This window comes from Bordetella hinzii LMG 13501 (assembly GCF_001548475.1).
GTDB classification, from domain to species: Bacteria; Pseudomonadota; Gammaproteobacteria; order Burkholderiales; family Burkholderiaceae_B; genus Bordetella; species Bordetella hinzii.
This window is the reverse complement of sequence record NZ_LRUJ01000004.1, coordinates 46,043-62,191: the sequence shown is the minus strand read 5'-3', so window position 1 is coordinate 62,191 and position 16,149 is coordinate 46,043. Positions and strand designations below refer to the sequence as shown.

At 66.7% G+C, this 16,149-nt stretch carries 15 protein-coding genes; 10 read left to right on the top strand and 5 right to left on the bottom strand.

Translation table 11 applies throughout. The features are described 5' to 3' along the window. The 3 genes from AXA74_RS03985 to gabT are packed head-to-tail and all read right to left on the bottom strand — an operon-like array spanning position 1 to position 3,076. Positions 1-774, bottom strand: coding sequence for an enoyl-CoA hydratase/isomerase family protein (locus AXA74_RS03985; protein ID WP_032954835.1), 774 nt, complete (start codon positions 772-774; stop codon positions 1-3). Beyond that, on the bottom strand, positions 771-1,751 hold the full coding sequence (locus AXA74_RS03980) for an aminopeptidase (RefSeq protein WP_032954836.1): 981 nt from the start codon (positions 1,749-1,751) through the stop codon (positions 771-773). The genes AXA74_RS03985 and AXA74_RS03980 overlap by 4 nt, the downstream gene beginning before the upstream one ends. Beyond that, positions 1,748-3,076: a 4-aminobutyrate--2-oxoglutarate transaminase gene (gene gabT / locus AXA74_RS03975; RefSeq protein ID WP_029578930.1), complete on the bottom strand. Its 1,329-nt coding sequence runs from the start codon at positions 3,074-3,076 to the stop codon at positions 1,748-1,750. The genes AXA74_RS03980 and gabT overlap by 4 nt, the downstream gene beginning before the upstream one ends. Positions 3,077-3,252: 176 nt before the next feature. Between gabT and AXA74_RS03970 the strand changes: the two genes are divergently transcribed. After that, a complete protein-coding gene (locus tag AXA74_RS03970) occupies positions 3,253-3,951 on the top strand; it encodes a GntR family transcriptional regulator (RefSeq protein WP_029578931.1) in 699 nt (232 codons plus the stop codon). A gap of 23 nt (positions 3,952-3,974) precedes the next feature. Here AXA74_RS03970 and AXA74_RS03965 read toward each other — a convergent pair whose 3' ends face one another. Beyond that, positions 3,975-5,042, bottom strand: coding sequence for a LysR family transcriptional regulator (locus tag AXA74_RS03965; protein ID WP_029578932.1), 1,068 nt, complete (start codon positions 5,040-5,042; stop codon positions 3,975-3,977). A gap of 192 nt (positions 5,043-5,234) precedes the next feature. Between AXA74_RS03965 and AXA74_RS03960 the strand changes: the two genes are divergently transcribed. The 6 genes from AXA74_RS03960 (at position 5,235) to AXA74_RS03935 (ending at position 11,872) form a co-directional block, all read left to right on the top strand. Next, positions 5,235-6,170 (top strand): glycosyltransferase family 2 protein, encoded by a 936-nt coding sequence (locus AXA74_RS03960; RefSeq protein WP_032954837.1) that lies wholly within the window; start codon positions 5,235-5,237, stop codon positions 6,168-6,170. Between the two features lie 191 nt (positions 6,171-6,361). Then, complete coding sequence (locus AXA74_RS03955) at positions 6,362-7,933, top strand: ABC transporter substrate-binding protein (protein WP_029578934.1); 1,572 nt, start codon at positions 6,362-6,364, stop codon at positions 7,931-7,933. A 61-nt stretch (positions 7,934-7,994) separates the two neighbouring features. Beyond that, complete coding sequence (locus AXA74_RS03950) at positions 7,995-8,984, top strand: ABC transporter permease (RefSeq protein ID WP_029578935.1); 990 nt, start codon at positions 7,995-7,997, stop codon at positions 8,982-8,984. Then, complete coding sequence (locus AXA74_RS03945; protein WP_032977836.1) at positions 8,984-9,898, top strand: ABC transporter permease; 915 nt, start codon at positions 8,984-8,986, stop codon at positions 9,896-9,898. Before AXA74_RS03950 ends, AXA74_RS03945 begins: the two co-directional genes overlap by 1 nt. 7 nt (positions 9,899-9,905) lie before the next feature. Further along, positions 9,906-10,880 carry an ABC transporter ATP-binding protein gene (locus AXA74_RS03940; RefSeq protein WP_029578937.1) on the top strand — a complete coding sequence of 325 codons (975 nt, stop codon included), beginning with the start codon at positions 9,906-9,908 and terminating at the stop codon, positions 10,878-10,880. After that, entirely contained in the window at positions 10,877-11,872 is a 996-nt protein-coding gene (locus tag AXA74_RS03935) for an ABC transporter ATP-binding protein (protein ID WP_029578938.1), read from the top strand. Before AXA74_RS03940 ends, AXA74_RS03935 begins: the two co-directional genes overlap by 4 nt. Before the next feature lie 18 nt (positions 11,873-11,890). On the opposite strand, the gene AXA74_RS03930 is transcribed toward AXA74_RS03935, so the two are convergent. Then, on the bottom strand, positions 11,891-12,406 hold the full coding sequence (locus AXA74_RS03930; protein WP_029578939.1) for a hypothetical protein: 516 nt from the start codon (positions 12,404-12,406) through the stop codon (positions 11,891-11,893). Between the two features lie 151 nt (positions 12,407-12,557). Here AXA74_RS03930 and AXA74_RS03925 point away from each other — a divergent pair, with 151 nt between their 5' ends. From AXA74_RS03925 to AXA74_RS03915, 3 genes are all read left to right on the top strand, one after another. Then, the gene (locus AXA74_RS03925; RefSeq protein ID WP_032955022.1) at positions 12,558-13,436 is read left to right on the top strand and encodes a DMT family transporter; all 879 of its coding nucleotides are present in this window, start codon (positions 12,558-12,560) and stop codon (positions 13,434-13,436) included. 267 nt (positions 13,437-13,703) lie between these two features. Next, on the top strand, positions 13,704-15,377 hold the full coding sequence (gene ettA / locus AXA74_RS03920; RefSeq protein ID WP_029578941.1) for an energy-dependent translational throttle protein EttA: 1,674 nt from the start codon (positions 13,704-13,706) through the stop codon (positions 15,375-15,377). Positions 15,378-15,427: 50 nt separating this feature from the next. Further along, positions 15,428-15,961: an isochorismatase family protein gene (locus AXA74_RS03915; protein WP_029578942.1), complete on the top strand. Its 534-nt coding sequence runs from the start codon at positions 15,428-15,430 to the stop codon at positions 15,959-15,961. The last annotated feature ends 188 nt before the right edge of the window (positions 15,962-16,149 follow it).

Genomic DNA, 16,149 nt, shown 5'->3' with positions numbered 1-16,149 from the left:
TCAGCGTCCGGCGAAGACCGGCTTTTCCTTGTTCAGGAAGGCGCGCTGGCCCTTGCGGTAATCCTCGGTGTCAAAACAGGCGTAGGCCTGGGCCAGCTCGGCCTCGGCCAGCTCGCCGCCGGCCTGCAGGCGGCGCACGAACTGCTTATGCCAGCGGTTGACCAGGGGCGCGCCGGCGGCGACGCGGCGGGCGGCCGCATAGGCCTGGCCGGCCACCACGTCGTCATCCACCACGCGCGTCACAAGGCCTTTGCTCAGGGCTTCGTCGGCGCCGAAGATGCCGCCTTCCAGCAAGATCTCCAGCGTGCGCGTCCCGCCCAGCAAGGCCAGGAGATCGGCCAGCTCGCGATAGTCCAGCGTCAGGCCGATGCGGTTGATGGGCACGCCGAAGCGCGCGCTGCGGCCGGCCACGCGGATGTCGCACATGGCGGCGATCTCCAGGCCGCCGCCTACGCAGGCGCCCTCGATGCAGGCCACGGTCGGATGCGGCGTGAGCTTGAGCCGGTCGGTCATCGCCAAGGTGAATTCGGCGTACTCGCGCGCCTGGGCCGCGCCGCTGCGGCTCTCGTCAAAGCCGCCGATGTCGCTGCCGGCGCAGAAGGCGCCGCCGGCGCCGCGCACCACGATGCAGCGCACGCTGTCGTCGGCGTTGAGCTGGTCGAAAACCTCGCCGAACTCGCGGTACATCTGCAGCGTGAAGGCATTGCGCTTGGCGGGCCGGTCCATCAGCACGGTGGCGATGCCATGTTCGCCGCGTTCGAGACGTATGCTCATGGCGCTTCTCCGAGCTTGAGCGTGGTGCCGTCGAGCACCAGCCGGCCGTCCAGCCAGAGCTGGGCGTCGGTGACGATGGTGTCGTAGTGAGCCGCGGCCTTGACGGTTCCGCCGATATAGGCGCTGGTGCCCAGCGCGAGCTGGATGGAGCCGTAGACGCTCTCATCGGACAGCATGGTGCCGTCCAGCTGGCAGCAGGGGTTCATGCCCACGCCCAGTTCGCCCAGGTTGTAGACCAGCGGATCGTTGAAGCCGGCAAGCAGTTCGCGGAATTTGCGCGCCTCGGCGCCGCCCTCGATGGAGACGGCCATGCCGCGCTCGTAGACGATGCGCACCGGCTCGTCGCGGATGAGCGACACGCCGGGGATGCTGGCATTGACCACGATCACGCCTTCGGCCGTGCCCTCGACCGGCGCCAGGCTGGATTCCAGGCAGTAGCCGGCCGAGATGTCCTCGGTATTGGCAAAACCGTGCAGCGCCCGGCCCCGGCGGCCGGCGATGCTCATGGTGATGTCGGTGCCCGCCGCGCTGGTCACGCGCGCGGTGTCGGCGCGGGTCAGCGCGTCGGCCAGTCCCTGGATCTGCGGGCGCAGGGCCTGGAAGTCGGCATTCCAGCCCTCGGCCATGAAGAAGTCGGGCAGGTCGGATTCAGGCAGCACGATCACGCCCACGCCGGCGCGCGTGGCCTTTTGGCGCGCCTCGGTATGGGCGGCGTTGGCGCGGGTCAGGGCGATGACCAGGTCGGCGCTGCACATGGCCTCGGCCACGATGCCCGAGAAAGGACGGCCGTGCTGGCGGCTGCCCGGCACCTGCAGCAGGTGCGGGACGGCGCCGCACTCATTGAGCGCGATGGCCAGCGGCTGCACGTTGTGTTCGGTATAGAAGTCGTACAGCACCAGCACATTCATCCCGGGGCGCGTGTCGCCCAGCAGGCGCACGACCTTGCGCGCATTGTCCAGCTTCAGCAGGGTGTTCATGCGCGCACCTCGGCGGCGATGGCGCGTTCGAGGATGTCCAGGCCGCGCTCCAGCTGCGCGGCGCTCATGTTCAGCGGCCCCAGGAAGCGCAGTACATTGCCATGGAAGCCCGCCTTGACCAGGATGAGGCCGTTTTCATAGGCGCGCTGCACGATGCGGGCCGTGGCCGGCCCGTCGGGCTTGTGCGAGGCTTTGTCGGTCACGATCTCGACGGCGCGCATGGCGCCCAGGCCGCGCGCATCCCCCACGATGGGGATATCGCGCTTCCAGGCCTCGAAACGCGCCGCCAGCTGGCGGCCCAGCGCCTCGGCGCGGCCGGCATAGTCATCGCGCTCCATCACGCCGATGGCGGCCAGCGCGGCGGCGCAGGCCAGCGGATTGCCGGCATAGGTGCCGCCCAGGCCGCCCACATCGGGCGCGTCCATCAGCTCGGCACGGCCCACCACGGCGGCGATGGGCATGCCGCCGCCCATGGACTTGGCCAGGGTGTAGAGGTCGGCGGCCACGCCGCTGTGCTCGATGGCGAACCAGCGGCCGGTGCGGCAGAAGCCCGACTGGATTTCGTCGGCGATCAGGACGATGCCATGGCGGGTGCAGAACTCGCGCAGCCGGCGCATGAAGCTGGCCGGCGCGGCATGGAAACCGCCTTCGCCTTGCAGCGGCTCGATGATGACGGCGGCGACCTGCGTGGCGCCGATCTCGGTCTCCACCATGCGCTCGAAGCGCTCATAGGCCTGGCGGGCCACGGTTTCCTCGTCCGCGCCGCCGCGGTAGACCACGGGGAAGGGCGCGCGATAGACCTCGCTGGCCAGCGGGCCGAAGCCAGTCTTATAGGCCGGCGCCTTGGCGGTGAGCGCCAGGGCCATATTGGTGCGGCCATGAAAAGCGCCCTCGAAGGCCACGATGGCCTGGCGGCCCGTGGCGCGGCGGGCGATCTTCACGGCGTTCTCCACCGCTTCGGCGCCCGTGCTTTGCAGCATCACCTTCTTGGGGCCCTCGCCGGGCAGCTTGCTTGCCAGGGTCCGGGCCAAGTCGATGTAGCCCGGATACATCACGATATTGAAGCAGGTATGCAGAAAGGCGTCGGCCTGGCGCTTGACCGCCTCGACTACGTCGGGGTGGGCATGGCCGACGTTCAGGGTGCCGATGCCTCCGGCGAAGTCCAGAAAGGTATTGCCGTCGAGATCGGTCACCTCGGCGCCGGCGGCCTGGCGGGCAAAGACGGGCGGGCCATTGGCCACGCCCCGGGCGACGAACTGCTCGCGCTGCTGTTGATACTGCTGACACAGGGGTCCCGGCAGGGACGCTGGCGTGGCGGATGGCAAGGCATTCTCCTTCGAGAAAAAGCGTCGGGCGATGCGATGCGGCGTATCTTGCGCCTGTGCAATCCATTGTGTCAACTATGATGTGCAAAATAAAATTCATGATTGTGTACAATCGTGGACGCGATTCGGTGCTATCATGAACCGTCCCTCACCCGACCCTTGATGTGCCCGCCCACATGGCCACTTCCTCCAAGAAAACCAAGCCGGAAACCGGCCCAGCCAAAGAGCGCAAACCCATGGCCTCGACGCAGGCGGTCGTGCTGGATGTGCGACGGCGTATCGCCTCGCAGGCCTTGCTGCCCGGCTCGCGGCTGCCCGAGGAAGAGTTGGCGCAGGCCTATGACATCCCGCGCGCCAAGGCGCGCGAAGTGCTGGCCACGCTCGAAGACCGGGGCCTGATCGAGCGTGTGCCCAACAAGGGCGCCGTGGTGGTGCCGGTCGACATGGAAACCACCTATCGCCTCTACCAGGTGCGCGAAGCCCTGGATGGCCTGTCGGTGCGGCTGGCCATGGAAAACGCCACGCCCGAAGACTATGCCCAGCTGCAGGAAATGCTGGGCAGCCAGTTCGAGGACAGCCTGCGCCAGGGCGACATCGAAGCCCACGTCGACACCATCGCGCGCTTTCGCAACCGCCTGAACGAGCTGGCCGGCAATGCGGTGCTCAGCGACCTGATCGAACGCATCTACGAGCGCACCCAGGTGACGATGCGCCGCGTGGCCTTGTTGCCGGGCCGCGCCGAAATGGGCATCAAGCAGTATCGCGGCCTGCTGGCGGCCATGGTGCGCAATGACGTGGATGCGGCCGACCGCTGCGTGCGCGAGCTCAACCAGAGCGCGCGCGACTACATCCGCCGCTACAAAGACTATCTCTGAGGAGGCCGGCGCGCCGGCCCGGTTCAGTGCGCCGAAGAATCCGGCGCGCGCGGCCGGCCGCGGCGTTTCGGCGCCGGCAGCGCCGCCTGCGGGCCTTCGGCAAGCAGCATGTCGGCGTCGGCCGCATCGCTTTCATCGTCGGCCGCGGCCAGCGGACTGGCCGGCGGCAGGCTGCCCGCCGGGCCCAGCTGCGGGCGGATGAAATCCATGAAGGCACGGGTCTTGGCCGGCAGGATCTGTTGCGGGAAGTGCCCGTAGATCGAGATCGGTTGCACCTGCCAGTGCGGCAGCACGCGCCTGAGCGAGTGCCGCTCGATGATGGGATCGAGCGCCTGGCAGAAGGGCAGGCGGGCGATGCCCAGGCCGAGGCCGGATAGCGTGCCCATGACACTGATGTTGTTGCCGGCGAGGTGGCCGCCGATTTCCACGCGCTCGGTATGCTTGCCGTTGGTGAGAATCCAGAAGGAATGCGCTTCGTCGATGGCGGTGCGCAGGCATTGGTGGTCGACCAGGTCGGCCGGCGTGCGCGGCTCGCCGTGCTGGGCCAGATATTCGTCCGAGGCGTAGAGATAGTTCTCCAGCCGGATGATCTCATCGATCACGGCGGCGTTGTCGTCATGGAAGTCGCTGCCGTCGCGCCCGAAGCGCAGCATGATGTCGAAGGGCTCGCCCTGCGAATCCGCCGTCGATTTCATGTTGAGGTCGAACTCGCATTCCAGGTCGGGATAGGCGTCCATGAAGGCGCGCAGCGAGGTCGGCAGCAGCCAGATGGCCAGGCTGTAGGGCATGGAGATGCTCAGCCGCCCCTTGGGCTTGCTGGACAGCGACAGCAGCTGTTCCTGCGCCAGGCGCGCCTCGTCGATCAGGCCCTGGCAGCGGCGCAGATAGATGGAGCCCGCATCGGTGAGTTCCAGCCGCCGGGTATTGCGGTTGATCAGGCGCAGTCCGATGGCGCGTTCCAGCTGGCCGATGCGCCGCGACAGGGTCGAGGTCGGCATATGCAGGGCCCTGGCCGCCAGGCTGAAGCTTTTGCGCTTGGCGACTTCGACGAACAGGGCGATGTCGTTGAGCTGGACGGTGTTCGGTTCCATGAGTGGGCGCTTGCAGAGGTCCGCGAGGGCAAAGTGTACCCCGCGCAAGCCGGGCGCAGCCGCGGCGCGGTGATATATTCGATTTCAATTATGGGTTTTTTGGCACGAATTTAGGGTTTTTCTCTCCTAAACTGCGGCGTTGATGACTATTGCAGGCGGAGCGCGGCATAGTTTGGCGACAGGCCAGAACGCATGAACAAACCCAATTACCGCTTTACGGTGCTCACACCGACCTACAACAGGGCGGCCACGCTGCATCGTGTCTACCAGTCCCTAGCCGGGCAGACCTTCCGCGATTTCGAATGGCTGGTCGTCGATGACGGCTCGACCGACAACACCCACCAGATCATCGGCGAATGGCAGGCGCGCGCCGCCTTTCCCATCCGCTACGTCTGGCAGAAAAACCAGCACAAGAAAACCGCTTTCAACCGCGGCGTGCGCGAGGCCCGCGGCGAACTCATCGTGGCCCTGGACAGCGACGACGAAATGACCCCGGACGCGCTGGCGATCCTCGACGAGGCCTGGCGTGCCATCCCCGAGGCCGAGCGCGAGCGTTTCGTGGCGGTCACGGGCCTGTGCGCCCGCCCGGACGGCAGCATCGTGGGCGACCGCTTTCCCGCCGATGTCTTTGACAGCAATGCCGTGGACATGTACTTCCGCCAGCGCATCCAGGGCGAGAAATTCGGCTGCATGCGCGCCGATGTCCTGCGGCGCTTTCCGTTTCCGCAAGAGGTCCCCGGCTTCGTGCCGGAAAGCCTGGTGTGGTGGGCGATCGCCCGGCAGGGCTACCGCAGCCGTTTCATCAACCGCGTGGTCCGCATCTACCATGACTCGGCCGATGGCCTGAGCCAGAGCGCGGTCTCGCTGCGCGGCAATGCCCAAGGCCTGTACCTGCTGGCCTGGGACATGCTGCAACACCACACCGGAATGTTCCGCTTCCGGCCCAAGGGGTTTTTGATGGCGGCGGCGCGCTACACCCGTTTTCGGCTGCTGCTGGCCCACTCGGGCCGCGAGACCGCCGTCGGCAGCCACCGTCTGACTCACCCCGCGGGCCGGCTGCTCGTCTGGCTCATGTGGCCGCTGGGCTATCTGCTCTATCTGCGGGACCGGCGCCGCGGCCTGCTGTAGCCGTCCGGGCGGGCTCGGCACGGGCCGAGGCGGCGGCCCCCTGGCATATTCCCTGCCGTGATATTCATATGTCCCCAGATTTCACGATAGTGGTGAATACTGGGCCCCTATGCGCGCAAACCCTCAATTGACGCGGGATTCGGCGCTACGGCAATATCCGCCCGTCATTCAGATTAATGTCAGGAGTTCCTATGCGCCGCACCCTGATCGCGCTGGCTATCGCCTCCGCCGTCGCAATGCCCGCCGCCACGCAAGCCAAAACCTTGCGCTGGGCCGCCCAGGGCGACATCCTCACCTTCGATCCGCATTCCCAGAACGAAGGCATGACCATCGCGGCCAACAGCTATATCTACGAACCCCTGGTCGATTACGACAAGGATTTCAAGGTGGTGCCGCGCCTGGCGACCTCCTGGGAGCAGGTCTCGCCCACGCTGTACCGCTTCAAGCTGCGCGAAGGCGTGAAGTTCCATGACGGCTCGGCCTTCACCGCCGACGACGCGGTGTTCTCGGTGCATCGCGCCATGGCCCCGACCTCGAACTACAAGGCCTACACCACCGGCATCAAGGAAGCGCGCAAGATCGACGATCACACCATCGAGATCGAGACCACGGCGCCCAATCCCGTGCTGCTGCGCCAGTTGCCCAATGTCTTCATCATGAGCCGCGCCTGGTCGGAAAAACACAACGTCGCCAAGCCGCAGGATTTCGTCAACAAGGAAGAAACCTTCGCGGCGCGCAACACCAATGGCACCGGCCCCTACAAACTGAAGTCGCGCGAAGTCGACGTGCGCACGACCTTCGAAGAAAACCCCGATTGGTGGAACAAGAAGGACAAGGTCGGCAACGTGACCGAAGTCATCTTCACCCCCATCAAGCAGAACGCCACCCGCACGGCCGCGCTGCTGTCCGGCGAGATCGACTTCGTGCTCGATCCGGCCGCCCAGGACCTGGACCGCCTGCGCCAGCAAGCCAAGGTCGTGGAAGGCAACGAGTACCGCACCATCTATATCGGCTATGACCAGAAGCGTCCCGAGCTGCTGTACTCCAGCATCAAGGGCAAGAACCCCTTCCAGGACGTGCGCGTGCGCGAGGCGCTGTACCGCGCCATCGACGTCGAGGCCATCAAGCGCGCCGTGATGCGCGGCCTGTCGGCGCCGACCGGCACCATGATCGCGCCCCAGGTGCATGGCTGGACCGCCGAGCTGCACAAGCGCATCCCCTACGACCCGGACAAGGCCCGCGCCCTGCTCAAGGAGGCCGGCTACGACGGCACGCTCAACTTCACCCTGGACTGCCCGAACAACCGCTACATCAACGACGAGGCCATCTGCCAGGCCGTCGTGGGCATGTGGGCCAAGGTCGGCGTCAAGGCATCGCTCAACGCCATGCCGCGCGCCACCTACTTCCCCAAGGTGCAGAACCACGACACCAGCGTCTATCTCTTCGGCTGGGGCGTGCCGACCTTCGACGCCATGTACACGCTGCAGAACCTCATCCGCAGCAAGGGCGAGGGCGCCGACGGCATGTACAACCTCGGCAATTACAGCAACAAGGAGGTCGATGCCATCATCGACCGCGTCAAGACCGAAACCGATGTCGCCAAGCGCGACGCGGACATCCACAAGGCGCTGGAGATCCACGCCAAGGAGTTTGGTCATATTCCGCTGCATGATCAGGTCATTCCGTGGGCGATGCGCAAGAATGTCAGCGTGATCCATCGCGCCGACAATCGCCTGGTGGCCGACTGGGTCAAGGTCGACTGACCTGTCCTGTTTCACGCGCGGCGGCCGGCCCACGGACCGCCGCGCCTTGCAGTGAGCCCCTATGTTTGCATTTATTCTTCGACGGCTATTGCAAGCCGCCGCGGTGATGGTCACCGTTGCCTTGCTGGCCTTCGTGCTGTTTCAGTACGTGGGCGACCCCGTGACCATCATGCTGGGCCAGGACGCCACCGATGCCGAGCGCACCGAACTGCGGCACAAACTGGGCCTGGACGATCCCGCGCCCGTGCAGTTCGCCCGCTTCGTCGGCAATGCGGTCCAAGGAGATTTCGGCATCTCGCTGCGCCAAAGCGAGCCGGTCTCCAGCCTGATCAAAAGCCGCCTGCCCGCCACGCTTGAACTCTCCCTGATCGCCGCCTGTCTGGCGCTGGTGGTCGGCCTGCCGCTGGGCGTCTATACCGCCTTGCGCCGCAAGGGCTGGCTGGCGCAGATGGTGCTGGCGGGCTCCCTCCTTGGCGTGTCCCTGCCCACCTTTCTCATCGGTATCCTGCTCATCCTGGTGTTTTCCGTGCACTTGGGCTGGCTGCCCAGCTATGGGCGCGGCGACACGGTCAGCCTGGGCTGGTGGAGCACCGGATTGCTGACGGCCACCGGCTGGAAGCATCTCATCCTGCCCTCGATCACGCTGTCGCTGTTCCAGATGACCCTGGTGCTGCGCCTGGTGCGCTCCGAGATGCTGGAGGTGCTGCGCGCCGACTACATCAAGTTCGCCCGCGCACGGGGCCTGAAGCGCCGCGCCATCCATTTCGGCCACGCGCTGAAAAACACCATGGTGCCGGTCATCACCATCACCGGCTTGCAGCTGGGCGGCATCATTGCCTTTGCCATCGTCACCGAGACGGTGTTCCAGTGGCCGGGCATGGGGCTGCTCTTCATCCAGGCCGTGCAGTTCGCCGACATCCCCGTGATGGCGGCCTATCTCTGCCTGATCGCCCTGATCTTCGTGATCATCAATCTGGCGGTCGACCTGTTGTATTTCGTGGTGGATCCGCGCCTGCGCTCCGGATTGTCGCGTCAAGGAGGAGGCCACTGATGCAAGCCATGCTCAAACGTTGGTGGGACAGCGACCTGTGCTGGTCCTGGCGCCACACGCCGGTGGCCATCGTGGCCAGCATCCTGCTGGCGCTCATGCTGGTGGGCGCCTTCGGGGCCGGCTGGGTGGCGCCGCACAATCCCTTCGACCTGACCTCGGTGGAACTGCTCGACGCCCTGCTGCCGCCCGCATGGGAGAGCAACGGCCTGGCCAAGTATCTGCTGGGCACCGACAGCCAGGGGCGGGATCTGTATTCGGCCATTCTCTATGGCACGCGGGTGTCGCTGCTGATCGGCCTGGCCTCGGTCGCCCTGTCCATGCTGATCGGCGTGGTGCTGGGGCTGGTGTCCGGCTATGCCGGCGGCCGGATCGACGCCCTCATCATGCGCGTGGCCGATGTGCAGCTGTCCTTCCCCGCCATCCTGATCGCCTTGCTGATCGACGGCGTGGCCCGCGCGGTGGTGTCGCGCGAGATGCACGAGGTCATCGCCTTCCCGGTGCTGGTGGGAGCCATCGCGCTGGCCGGCTGGCCGCAATACGCGCGCACCGTGCGCGGCTCCACCCTGGTCGAGAAGAACCGCGAGTATGTGCAGGCGGCCCGCGTGATCGGCGTGGCCTCGCCGGTCATCATGTTCCGCCATGTGCTGCCCAACGTCACCGGCCCCGTGCTGGTGCTGGCGACGGTGCACCTGGCCACGGCCATCATCACCGAAGCCACGCTGTCCTTCCTGGGTGTCGGCGTGCCGCCCACGGCGCCGTCGCTGGGCACCCTGATCCGTATCGGCAACGATTTCCTGTTTTCCGGCGAATGGTGGATCACCATCTTTCCCGGCGCCGCGCTGGTGTTGCTGGTGCTGTCGGTCAACCTGGTGGGCGACTGGCTGCGCGATGCGCTCAACCCGCGGCTGAATTGAGGCAACCATGAGCGCATTGCTGCAAGTGAATCATCTCTCGGTGGAGTTCCCCACGCGCCGGGGCACCCTGAAGGCCCTGGACGACGTGTCCTTCTCCATCGCGCCGGGCGAAGTGCTCGGCGTGGTCGGCGAATCCGGCGCGGGCAAGTCCCTGACCGGCGCGGCCATCATCGGCCTGCTCGAGCCGCCCGGCCATATCAGCGGCGGCGAAATCCTGCTGGAGGGCCGCCGTATCGACAATCTGCCCGAAGAGCAGATGCGGCGCGTGCGGGGCCGCGAAATCGGCGCGGTCTTCCAGGACCCGCTGACCTCCCTCAACCCGCTCTATACCGTGGGCCGCCAGCTGGTCGAGACCATCCTCACCCATCTGCCGCTTTCGGCCAGGCAGGCGCGCGAGCGCGCCATCGAACTGCTGGCCGCCACCGGCATCCCGGCCGCCCGCGAGCGCATCGACCACTATCCGCACCAGTTTTCCGGCGGCATGCGCCAGCGCGTGGTGATCGCGCTGGCCCTGGCGGCCGAGCCCAAGCTGGTGGTGGCCGATGAGCCGACGACCGCGCTGGACGTCTCCATCCAGGCCCAGATCATCGAGCTGCTGAAAAAACTCTGCCGCGAGCAGGGCGCGGCCGTCATGCTGATCACCCACGATATGGGCGTGATCGCCGAGACCGCGGACCGCGTGGCCGTCATGTATGCCGGGCGGCTGGCCGAGATCGGGCCGGTGGCCGATGTCATCCACCGGCCCCGCCATCCCTACACCACCGGGCTGATGGGCTCCATTCCCACGCTGGAAGGCGGCGCCGAGCGCCTGGTGCAGATCGACGGCAGCATGCCGCGCCTGAACGCCATCCCCCCGGGGTGTGCCTTCAATCCGCGCTGCGGGCGGCGCATGGACCGCTGCCGCCGCGATCGGCCGGAATTGATGCCGGCCGGCGCATCCCGCGCGGCCTGTTGGCTGCTGGAGCAAGGGGGGGCGGCATGAGCGGCGCACTCGTGAAAGTCAATGACGCGGCGCGCTGGTTCGACGTCTCGCCGCCCTGGCTGGAGCGCGCGCTCGCGCGCAAGCCCCGTGTCATGCTGCGTGCCGTCGACGGCGTGTCCTTCGAGATCGCGCGGGGCGAGACGCTGGCGCTGGTGGGCGAGTCGGGCTGCGGCAAATCCACCGTGGCGCGCATGCTGGTGGGCCTGTACGGCCTGACCCGCGGCAGCATCACCTTCGACGGCCAACCGCTGTCGCACATGGAGGGCCGGGCGGGCCGGGTGCTGCGCCGCCGGCTGCAAATGATCTTCCAGGACCCCTATGCCAGCCTGAATCCTCGCTGGCGCGTGGGGCGCATCATCGCCGAGCCCCTGCTGACCCACACCCGGATGACGCCTGCCGAACGCGCGCAGCGCGTGGCCGAGCTGCTGCTCCAGGTCGGCCTGGACCCCGCCGACCAAAACCGCTACCCGCACCAATTCTCGGGCGGGCAGCGCCAGCGCATCTCCATTGCGCGGGCCCTGGCGGTGCGGCCGGAATTCCTGGTGTGCGACGAGCCTACCTCGGCCCTGGACGTGTCGGTCCAGGCCCAGGTCCTCAACCTGATGAAGGACCTGCAGCGCGAGCTGGGCCTGACTTATCTGTTCATTTCGCACAACCTGGCGGTGGTCCACCACGTGGCCGACCGGGTTGGCGTCATGTACCTGGGCCGCATCGTCGAGGTGGCGGGGCGCGACGCGCTGTTCCAGCGGCCCCGGCATCCCTACACCCGCATGCTGCTGGAAGCCATCCCCGACCTCAACGGCACGGGCAAGCCGCGCACCGCCGTCGCCGGCGAGGTGCCCAACCCGCTGAACCCGCCCTCGGGCTGCGCCTTCCATCCGCGCTGTCCGCATGCCAATGCGCGCTGCAAGAGCGAGGCGCCGCTGGCCCTGCCGGCCGGCGACGGGGTGTCGGTGGCTTGCCACGCCGTGCAGGAGGGGCGGCTGGACTGAGGCCGGCCCCGGGGGCGCTCAGTGGCGGTGGCCGCGATGGCCGTGGTCGTGGTGGTCCTCGTGGCCGCCGTCGTCGTTGTCGTCGTCTTCCTCGTCGTCGTCCAGCACGTCTTCGGCGTTTTCGTTGAGATCGAAGGGCAGCACATCGGACAGCACGTCCGACCAGGCGCATTCCTCGCCCTCCTGGTCGATCTTGATGAAGCGTTCGCCCTCGGCCAGCGAGATCTGGATGGCCCAGAGGTAGAGGCAGTCATAGGCCTGGGTGGCCGTATCCGGCAGGCCGCCGCGGCCGCCTAGAATGCGGGCGCCCGCGCCGCCCATCTGCATATGGGGGCGCTCGTCTTCGTCCGCATCGGCCTCGTCCAGCGCCACGCCAAAAGCGACCCACTCCGTGCCTTCCTCGCCTTCGGCGACTTCGGCCAGCACCGGCTGACCCAGATAGGCGCTCAGGGCGTCGGCCGTCTTGGCCAGCATCTCGAGTTCGGGTTCGCTGAAACGGGCGAGCGCGGCGGGCGGTTTGGCGGAAGCGGACATAGGAAACCTGGAAGTCGGGTTGCAAAAACCCTATTGTCGCGCTTTCCCGGGACGGCGGCAGGGGCGGAACCGGCGCCGGGAGACAGGCGCGCTAATATCCTGGGGTTTCCCCCAATCCGAAGTCGCTATGCCTCCCGCCTCCGCCCGCTATATGGCCTTTCCCGCACTGGCCGCGCTTATCTGGTCCGTCAACATGGTGGTGACCAAGATGGCCGCCAGCGTGATTTCCCCCGCGGCCATCGGCTTTTACCGCTGGGTGATCGCGCTCGTCCTGCTGGCGCCCTTCACCTTGCCGGGCGTGCTGCGGCAGTGGGCGCAGATCCGGCCCCTATTGTGGCGCCTGGCGGCGCTGGGCGCCCTGGGCATGGCGGTGTTCCAGGGGCTGTCCTATGTCGCGGCAGCCACGACCACGGCCACGAATATGGGCATCATCACTTCCACCGTGCCGCTGATGACCATCGCCGTCGGTGCGCTGCTGCTGCGCGAGCGGCCCACGGTCATGGCCGTGCTGGGCGCGCTGGTGGCGCTGTTCGGGCTGGGCATCCTGATGGGCGAGGGCGATCCCTCCCGCCTGCTGGCCATCGGCGGCAGCCTGGGCGACGGCCTGATGGCGCTGGCTTCGCTGTCCTATGCCTTGTATGGCGTGCTGCTGCGCAAATGGCGGCTGCAGATCGGCGTGTGGCAGTCCCTGTTCATGCAGGCCGCTTTCGTGGTCCTGTTCCAGCTGCCCTTTTTCTTGTTGGCCGCGCCTTCGCCGCTGAACGCGCAGAACCTGCCGCTGGTGCTGTACGCGGCGATCTTCCCGTCGCTTTTCGCGCCCTTTTTGTGGATGCAGGGCGTGCGCTACCTGGGGCCGAACCGCGCCAGTATTTTCCTGAACCTCATGCCGGTGGCGACAGTGGCCATCGCCGCCTTGACCCTGGGCGAGCATCCGCATGCCTATCATATCGTCGGCGGCCTGCTCGCCCTGGCCGGGGTCAGCCTGGCGCAGCTGCGTCCCGGCCGACCGCGCGCGGCCGCGGCATCCTAGTGCTGAAGACCGCCTGACTCGGATTCGGTGCTCTTCGGTCTCAGGCCTATGCCGGCATCCTGGCCGCGCTGGCGGTGCGCTTCGTGATCTGCCCCTGTGCCCTCCACGCACAAGCGGGACGGCTGGCGCGGCCCCGACCGTGATCTCGCGCCCTTCAGCGGGGCTGGGCGGCAAGGCGCTTGAACAGGCCCGGGGGCGCCTCGTCCCCGGGCAGCACGGTTACGGCCTACAATCCAGGGTTCTTCCGCATCATTCTGACACGAGCCCATGGCCCAATACGTCTACACCATGAATCGCGTCGGCAAGATCGTGCCGCCCAAGCGGCAGATCCTGCGCGACATTTCCCTGTCTTTTTTCCCCGGCGCCAAGATCGGTGTGCTGGGCCTGAACGGCTCGGGCAAGTCGACGCTGCTCAAGATCATGGCCGGCGTGGACAAGGAGATCGAAGGCGAAGCCATCCCCATGCCCGGCCTGAACATCGGCTACCTGCCGCAGGAGCCGCAGCTCAACCCCGGGCACACCGTGCGCGAGTCGGTGGAAGAGGGCCTGGGCGCCGTGTTCAATGCCAAGAAGCGCCTCGATGAGGTGTACGCGGCCTATGCCGAGCCGGATGCCGATTTCGACGCCCTGGCCGCTGAACAGGCCGAACTGGAAGCCGTCATCGCCGCCGCCGCCTCCAGCGGCGCCGACGATATCGAACACCAGATGGAAATCGCCGCCGATGCGCTGCGCTTGCCGCCCTGGGACGCCACGGTGGGCAATCTGTCGGGCGGTGAAAAGCGCCGCGTGGCGCTGTGCCGCCTGTTGTTGTCCAAGCCCGACATGTTGCTGCTGGACGAGCCGACCAACCACCTGGATGCCGAAAGCGTCGAGTGGCTGGAGCAGTTCCTGCACAAATTCCCGGGCACGGTCGTGGCCGTGACCCACGATCGTTACTTCCTGGACAACGCGGCCGAGTGGATCCTCGAACTCGACCGCGGCCACGGCATTCCCTGGAAAGGCAACTACAGCTCCTGGCTCGAACAGAAAGAGGCGCGCCTCAAGCAGGAAGAGGCCAGCGAATCGGCCCGCCAGAAGACCATCAAGAAAGAACTGGAGTGGGTGCGCCAGAATCCCAAGGGCCGCCAGGCCAAGGCCAAGGCGCGTATCGCCCGCTTCGAGGAGCTGTCTTCCTACGAATACCAGAAGCGCAACGAAACCCAGGAAATCTTCATTCCCGTGGGCGACCGCCTGGGCAACGAAGTCATCGAATTCAACCATGTCAGCAAGGCCTATGGCGACCGCCTGCTGATCGACGATCTCAGCTTCAAGGTGCCGCCCGGGGCCATCGTCGGCATCATCGGCCCCAACGGCGCCGGTAAATCCACGCTGTTCCGGATGATCGCCGGACGCGAACAGCCGGATTCGGGCGAGGTCAATCTGGGCCAGACGGTCAAGCTGGCCTATGTGGACCAGTCGCGCGACTCGCTGGACGCGGACAAATCGGTCTTCGATGCCGTGGCCGACGGCGCCGACCTGCTGACGGTGGGCAAATTCGAAATGCCTTCGCGCGCCTATCTGGGCCGCTTCAATTTCAAGGGCGGCGACCAGAACAAGATCGTCGGCCAGCTCTCGGGCGGCGAACGCGGCCGCCTGCACCTGGCCAAGACGCTGATCGCCGGCGGCAACGTGCTGCTGCTGGACGAACCGTCCAACGACCTGGACGTCGAAACCCTGCGCGCGCTCGAGGACGCCTTGCTGGAATTCCCCGGCAGCGTCATGGTCATCAGCCATGACCGTTGGTTCCTGGATCGTATCGCCACGCACATCCTGGCGTTCGAGGGCGAGTCGCAGGTCGTCTTTTTTGACGGCAACTACCAAGAGTACGAGGCCGACAAGAAGCGCCGCCTGGGCGAGGAGGGCGCCAAGCCCAAGCGCCTGCGCTACAAGGCCCTCAAGTAAACCCGCCCGAACGGAAGGCCGTCCGGCCTTCCGTCTTCCGGAGATCCGCCATGCTGCTGCGCGCTGACCAATCCATTGTGCTTGTGATCGACATGCAGGAACGCCTCATGCCGGTGATAGACCGCGGCGAGCAGGTGCTGGCCACGGCCGACAAGCTGGCGCGCGCGGCGCGGCTGCTCGACGTGCCGGTGGTGGCCACCGAACACCATAGCCGCATGCTGGGTGCGACCGTGGCGCCCCTGCGCGAACAGGTGCAGGCGACTTTCCAGAAGATGCATTTCTCGGCCATGCGCGAGCCGGGATTCGAAGCCTGGCTGCCGCCGGCGCGCAAAACGGTGCTGGTGACGGGCTGCGAGGCGCACATCTGTGTGCTGCAGACGGTGCTGGGCCTGCGCCAACAGGGCTGGCATGCCGTGCTGGTGGCCGATGCCGCCGGCTCGCGCAAGCCTGCCGACCACCATGCCGCCCTGCGGCGCGCGCGCGCGGCCGGCGCGGACATCGTCACCAGCGAAATGGCGATTTTCGAGTGGATGGAGACCTGCGAGCACCCGCGTTTCCGCGACGTGTTACGTTTGGTCAAGTAAAGGCCCCGGCACGCAACATCTGGCCCGGGGTGTAAGGGTTTTCCAATCCCTTGACACAAAAATTGGGCAAACTTCACAGCATATGGCCACGCTTTTTGCCATCCTGGGCATGTAGACCCAGGAAGGGACGCGCATGTCGCGCGTGGCAAGGAAGACCTGCTGCTGGTGCGCGGTCCCAGGCACGACAA

What these genes read in the sequence shown, in the direction of transcription:
- AXA74_RS03955 (WP_029578934.1), top strand. Translation starts at nt 6,362, where the DNA reads ATGCGCCGCACCCTGATCGCGCTGGCTATCGCCTCCGCCGTCGCAATG.
- AXA74_RS03980 (WP_032954836.1), bottom strand. Translation starts at nt 1,751, where the DNA reads ATGAACACCCTGCTGAAGCTGGACAATGCGCGCAAGGTCGTGCGCCTG.
- AXA74_RS03940 (WP_029578937.1), top strand. Translation starts at nt 9,906, where the DNA reads ATGAGCGCATTGCTGCAAGTGAATCATCTCTCGGTGGAGTTCCCCACG.
- AXA74_RS03915 (WP_029578942.1), top strand. Translation starts at nt 15,428, where the DNA reads ATGCTGCTGCGCGCTGACCAATCCATTGTGCTTGTGATCGACATGCAG.
- AXA74_RS03945 (WP_032977836.1), top strand. Translation starts at nt 8,984, where the DNA reads ATGCAAGCCATGCTCAAACGTTGGTGGGACAGCGACCTGTGCTGGTCC.
- AXA74_RS03925 (WP_032955022.1), top strand. Translation starts at nt 12,558, where the DNA reads ATGGCCTTTCCCGCACTGGCCGCGCTTATCTGGTCCGTCAACATGGTG.
- AXA74_RS03985 (WP_032954835.1), bottom strand. Translation starts at nt 774, where the DNA reads ATGAGCATACGTCTCGAACGCGGCGAACATGGCATCGCCACCGTGCTG.
- AXA74_RS03970 (WP_029578931.1), top strand. Translation starts at nt 3,253, where the DNA reads ATGGCCACTTCCTCCAAGAAAACCAAGCCGGAAACCGGCCCAGCCAAA.
- AXA74_RS03965 (WP_029578932.1), bottom strand. Translation starts at nt 5,042, where the DNA reads ATGGAACCGAACACCGTCCAGCTCAACGACATCGCCCTGTTCGTCGAA.
- AXA74_RS03960 (WP_032954837.1), top strand. Translation starts at nt 5,235, where the DNA reads ATGAACAAACCCAATTACCGCTTTACGGTGCTCACACCGACCTACAAC.
- AXA74_RS03950 (WP_029578935.1), top strand. Translation starts at nt 7,995, where the DNA reads ATGTTTGCATTTATTCTTCGACGGCTATTGCAAGCCGCCGCGGTGATG.
- AXA74_RS03930 (WP_029578939.1), bottom strand. Translation starts at nt 12,406, where the DNA reads ATGTCCGCTTCCGCCAAACCGCCCGCCGCGCTCGCCCGTTTCAGCGAA.
- AXA74_RS03935 (WP_029578938.1), top strand. Translation starts at nt 10,877, where the DNA reads ATGAGCGGCGCACTCGTGAAAGTCAATGACGCGGCGCGCTGGTTCGAC.
- ettA (WP_029578941.1), top strand. Translation starts at nt 13,704, where the DNA reads ATGGCCCAATACGTCTACACCATGAATCGCGTCGGCAAGATCGTGCCG.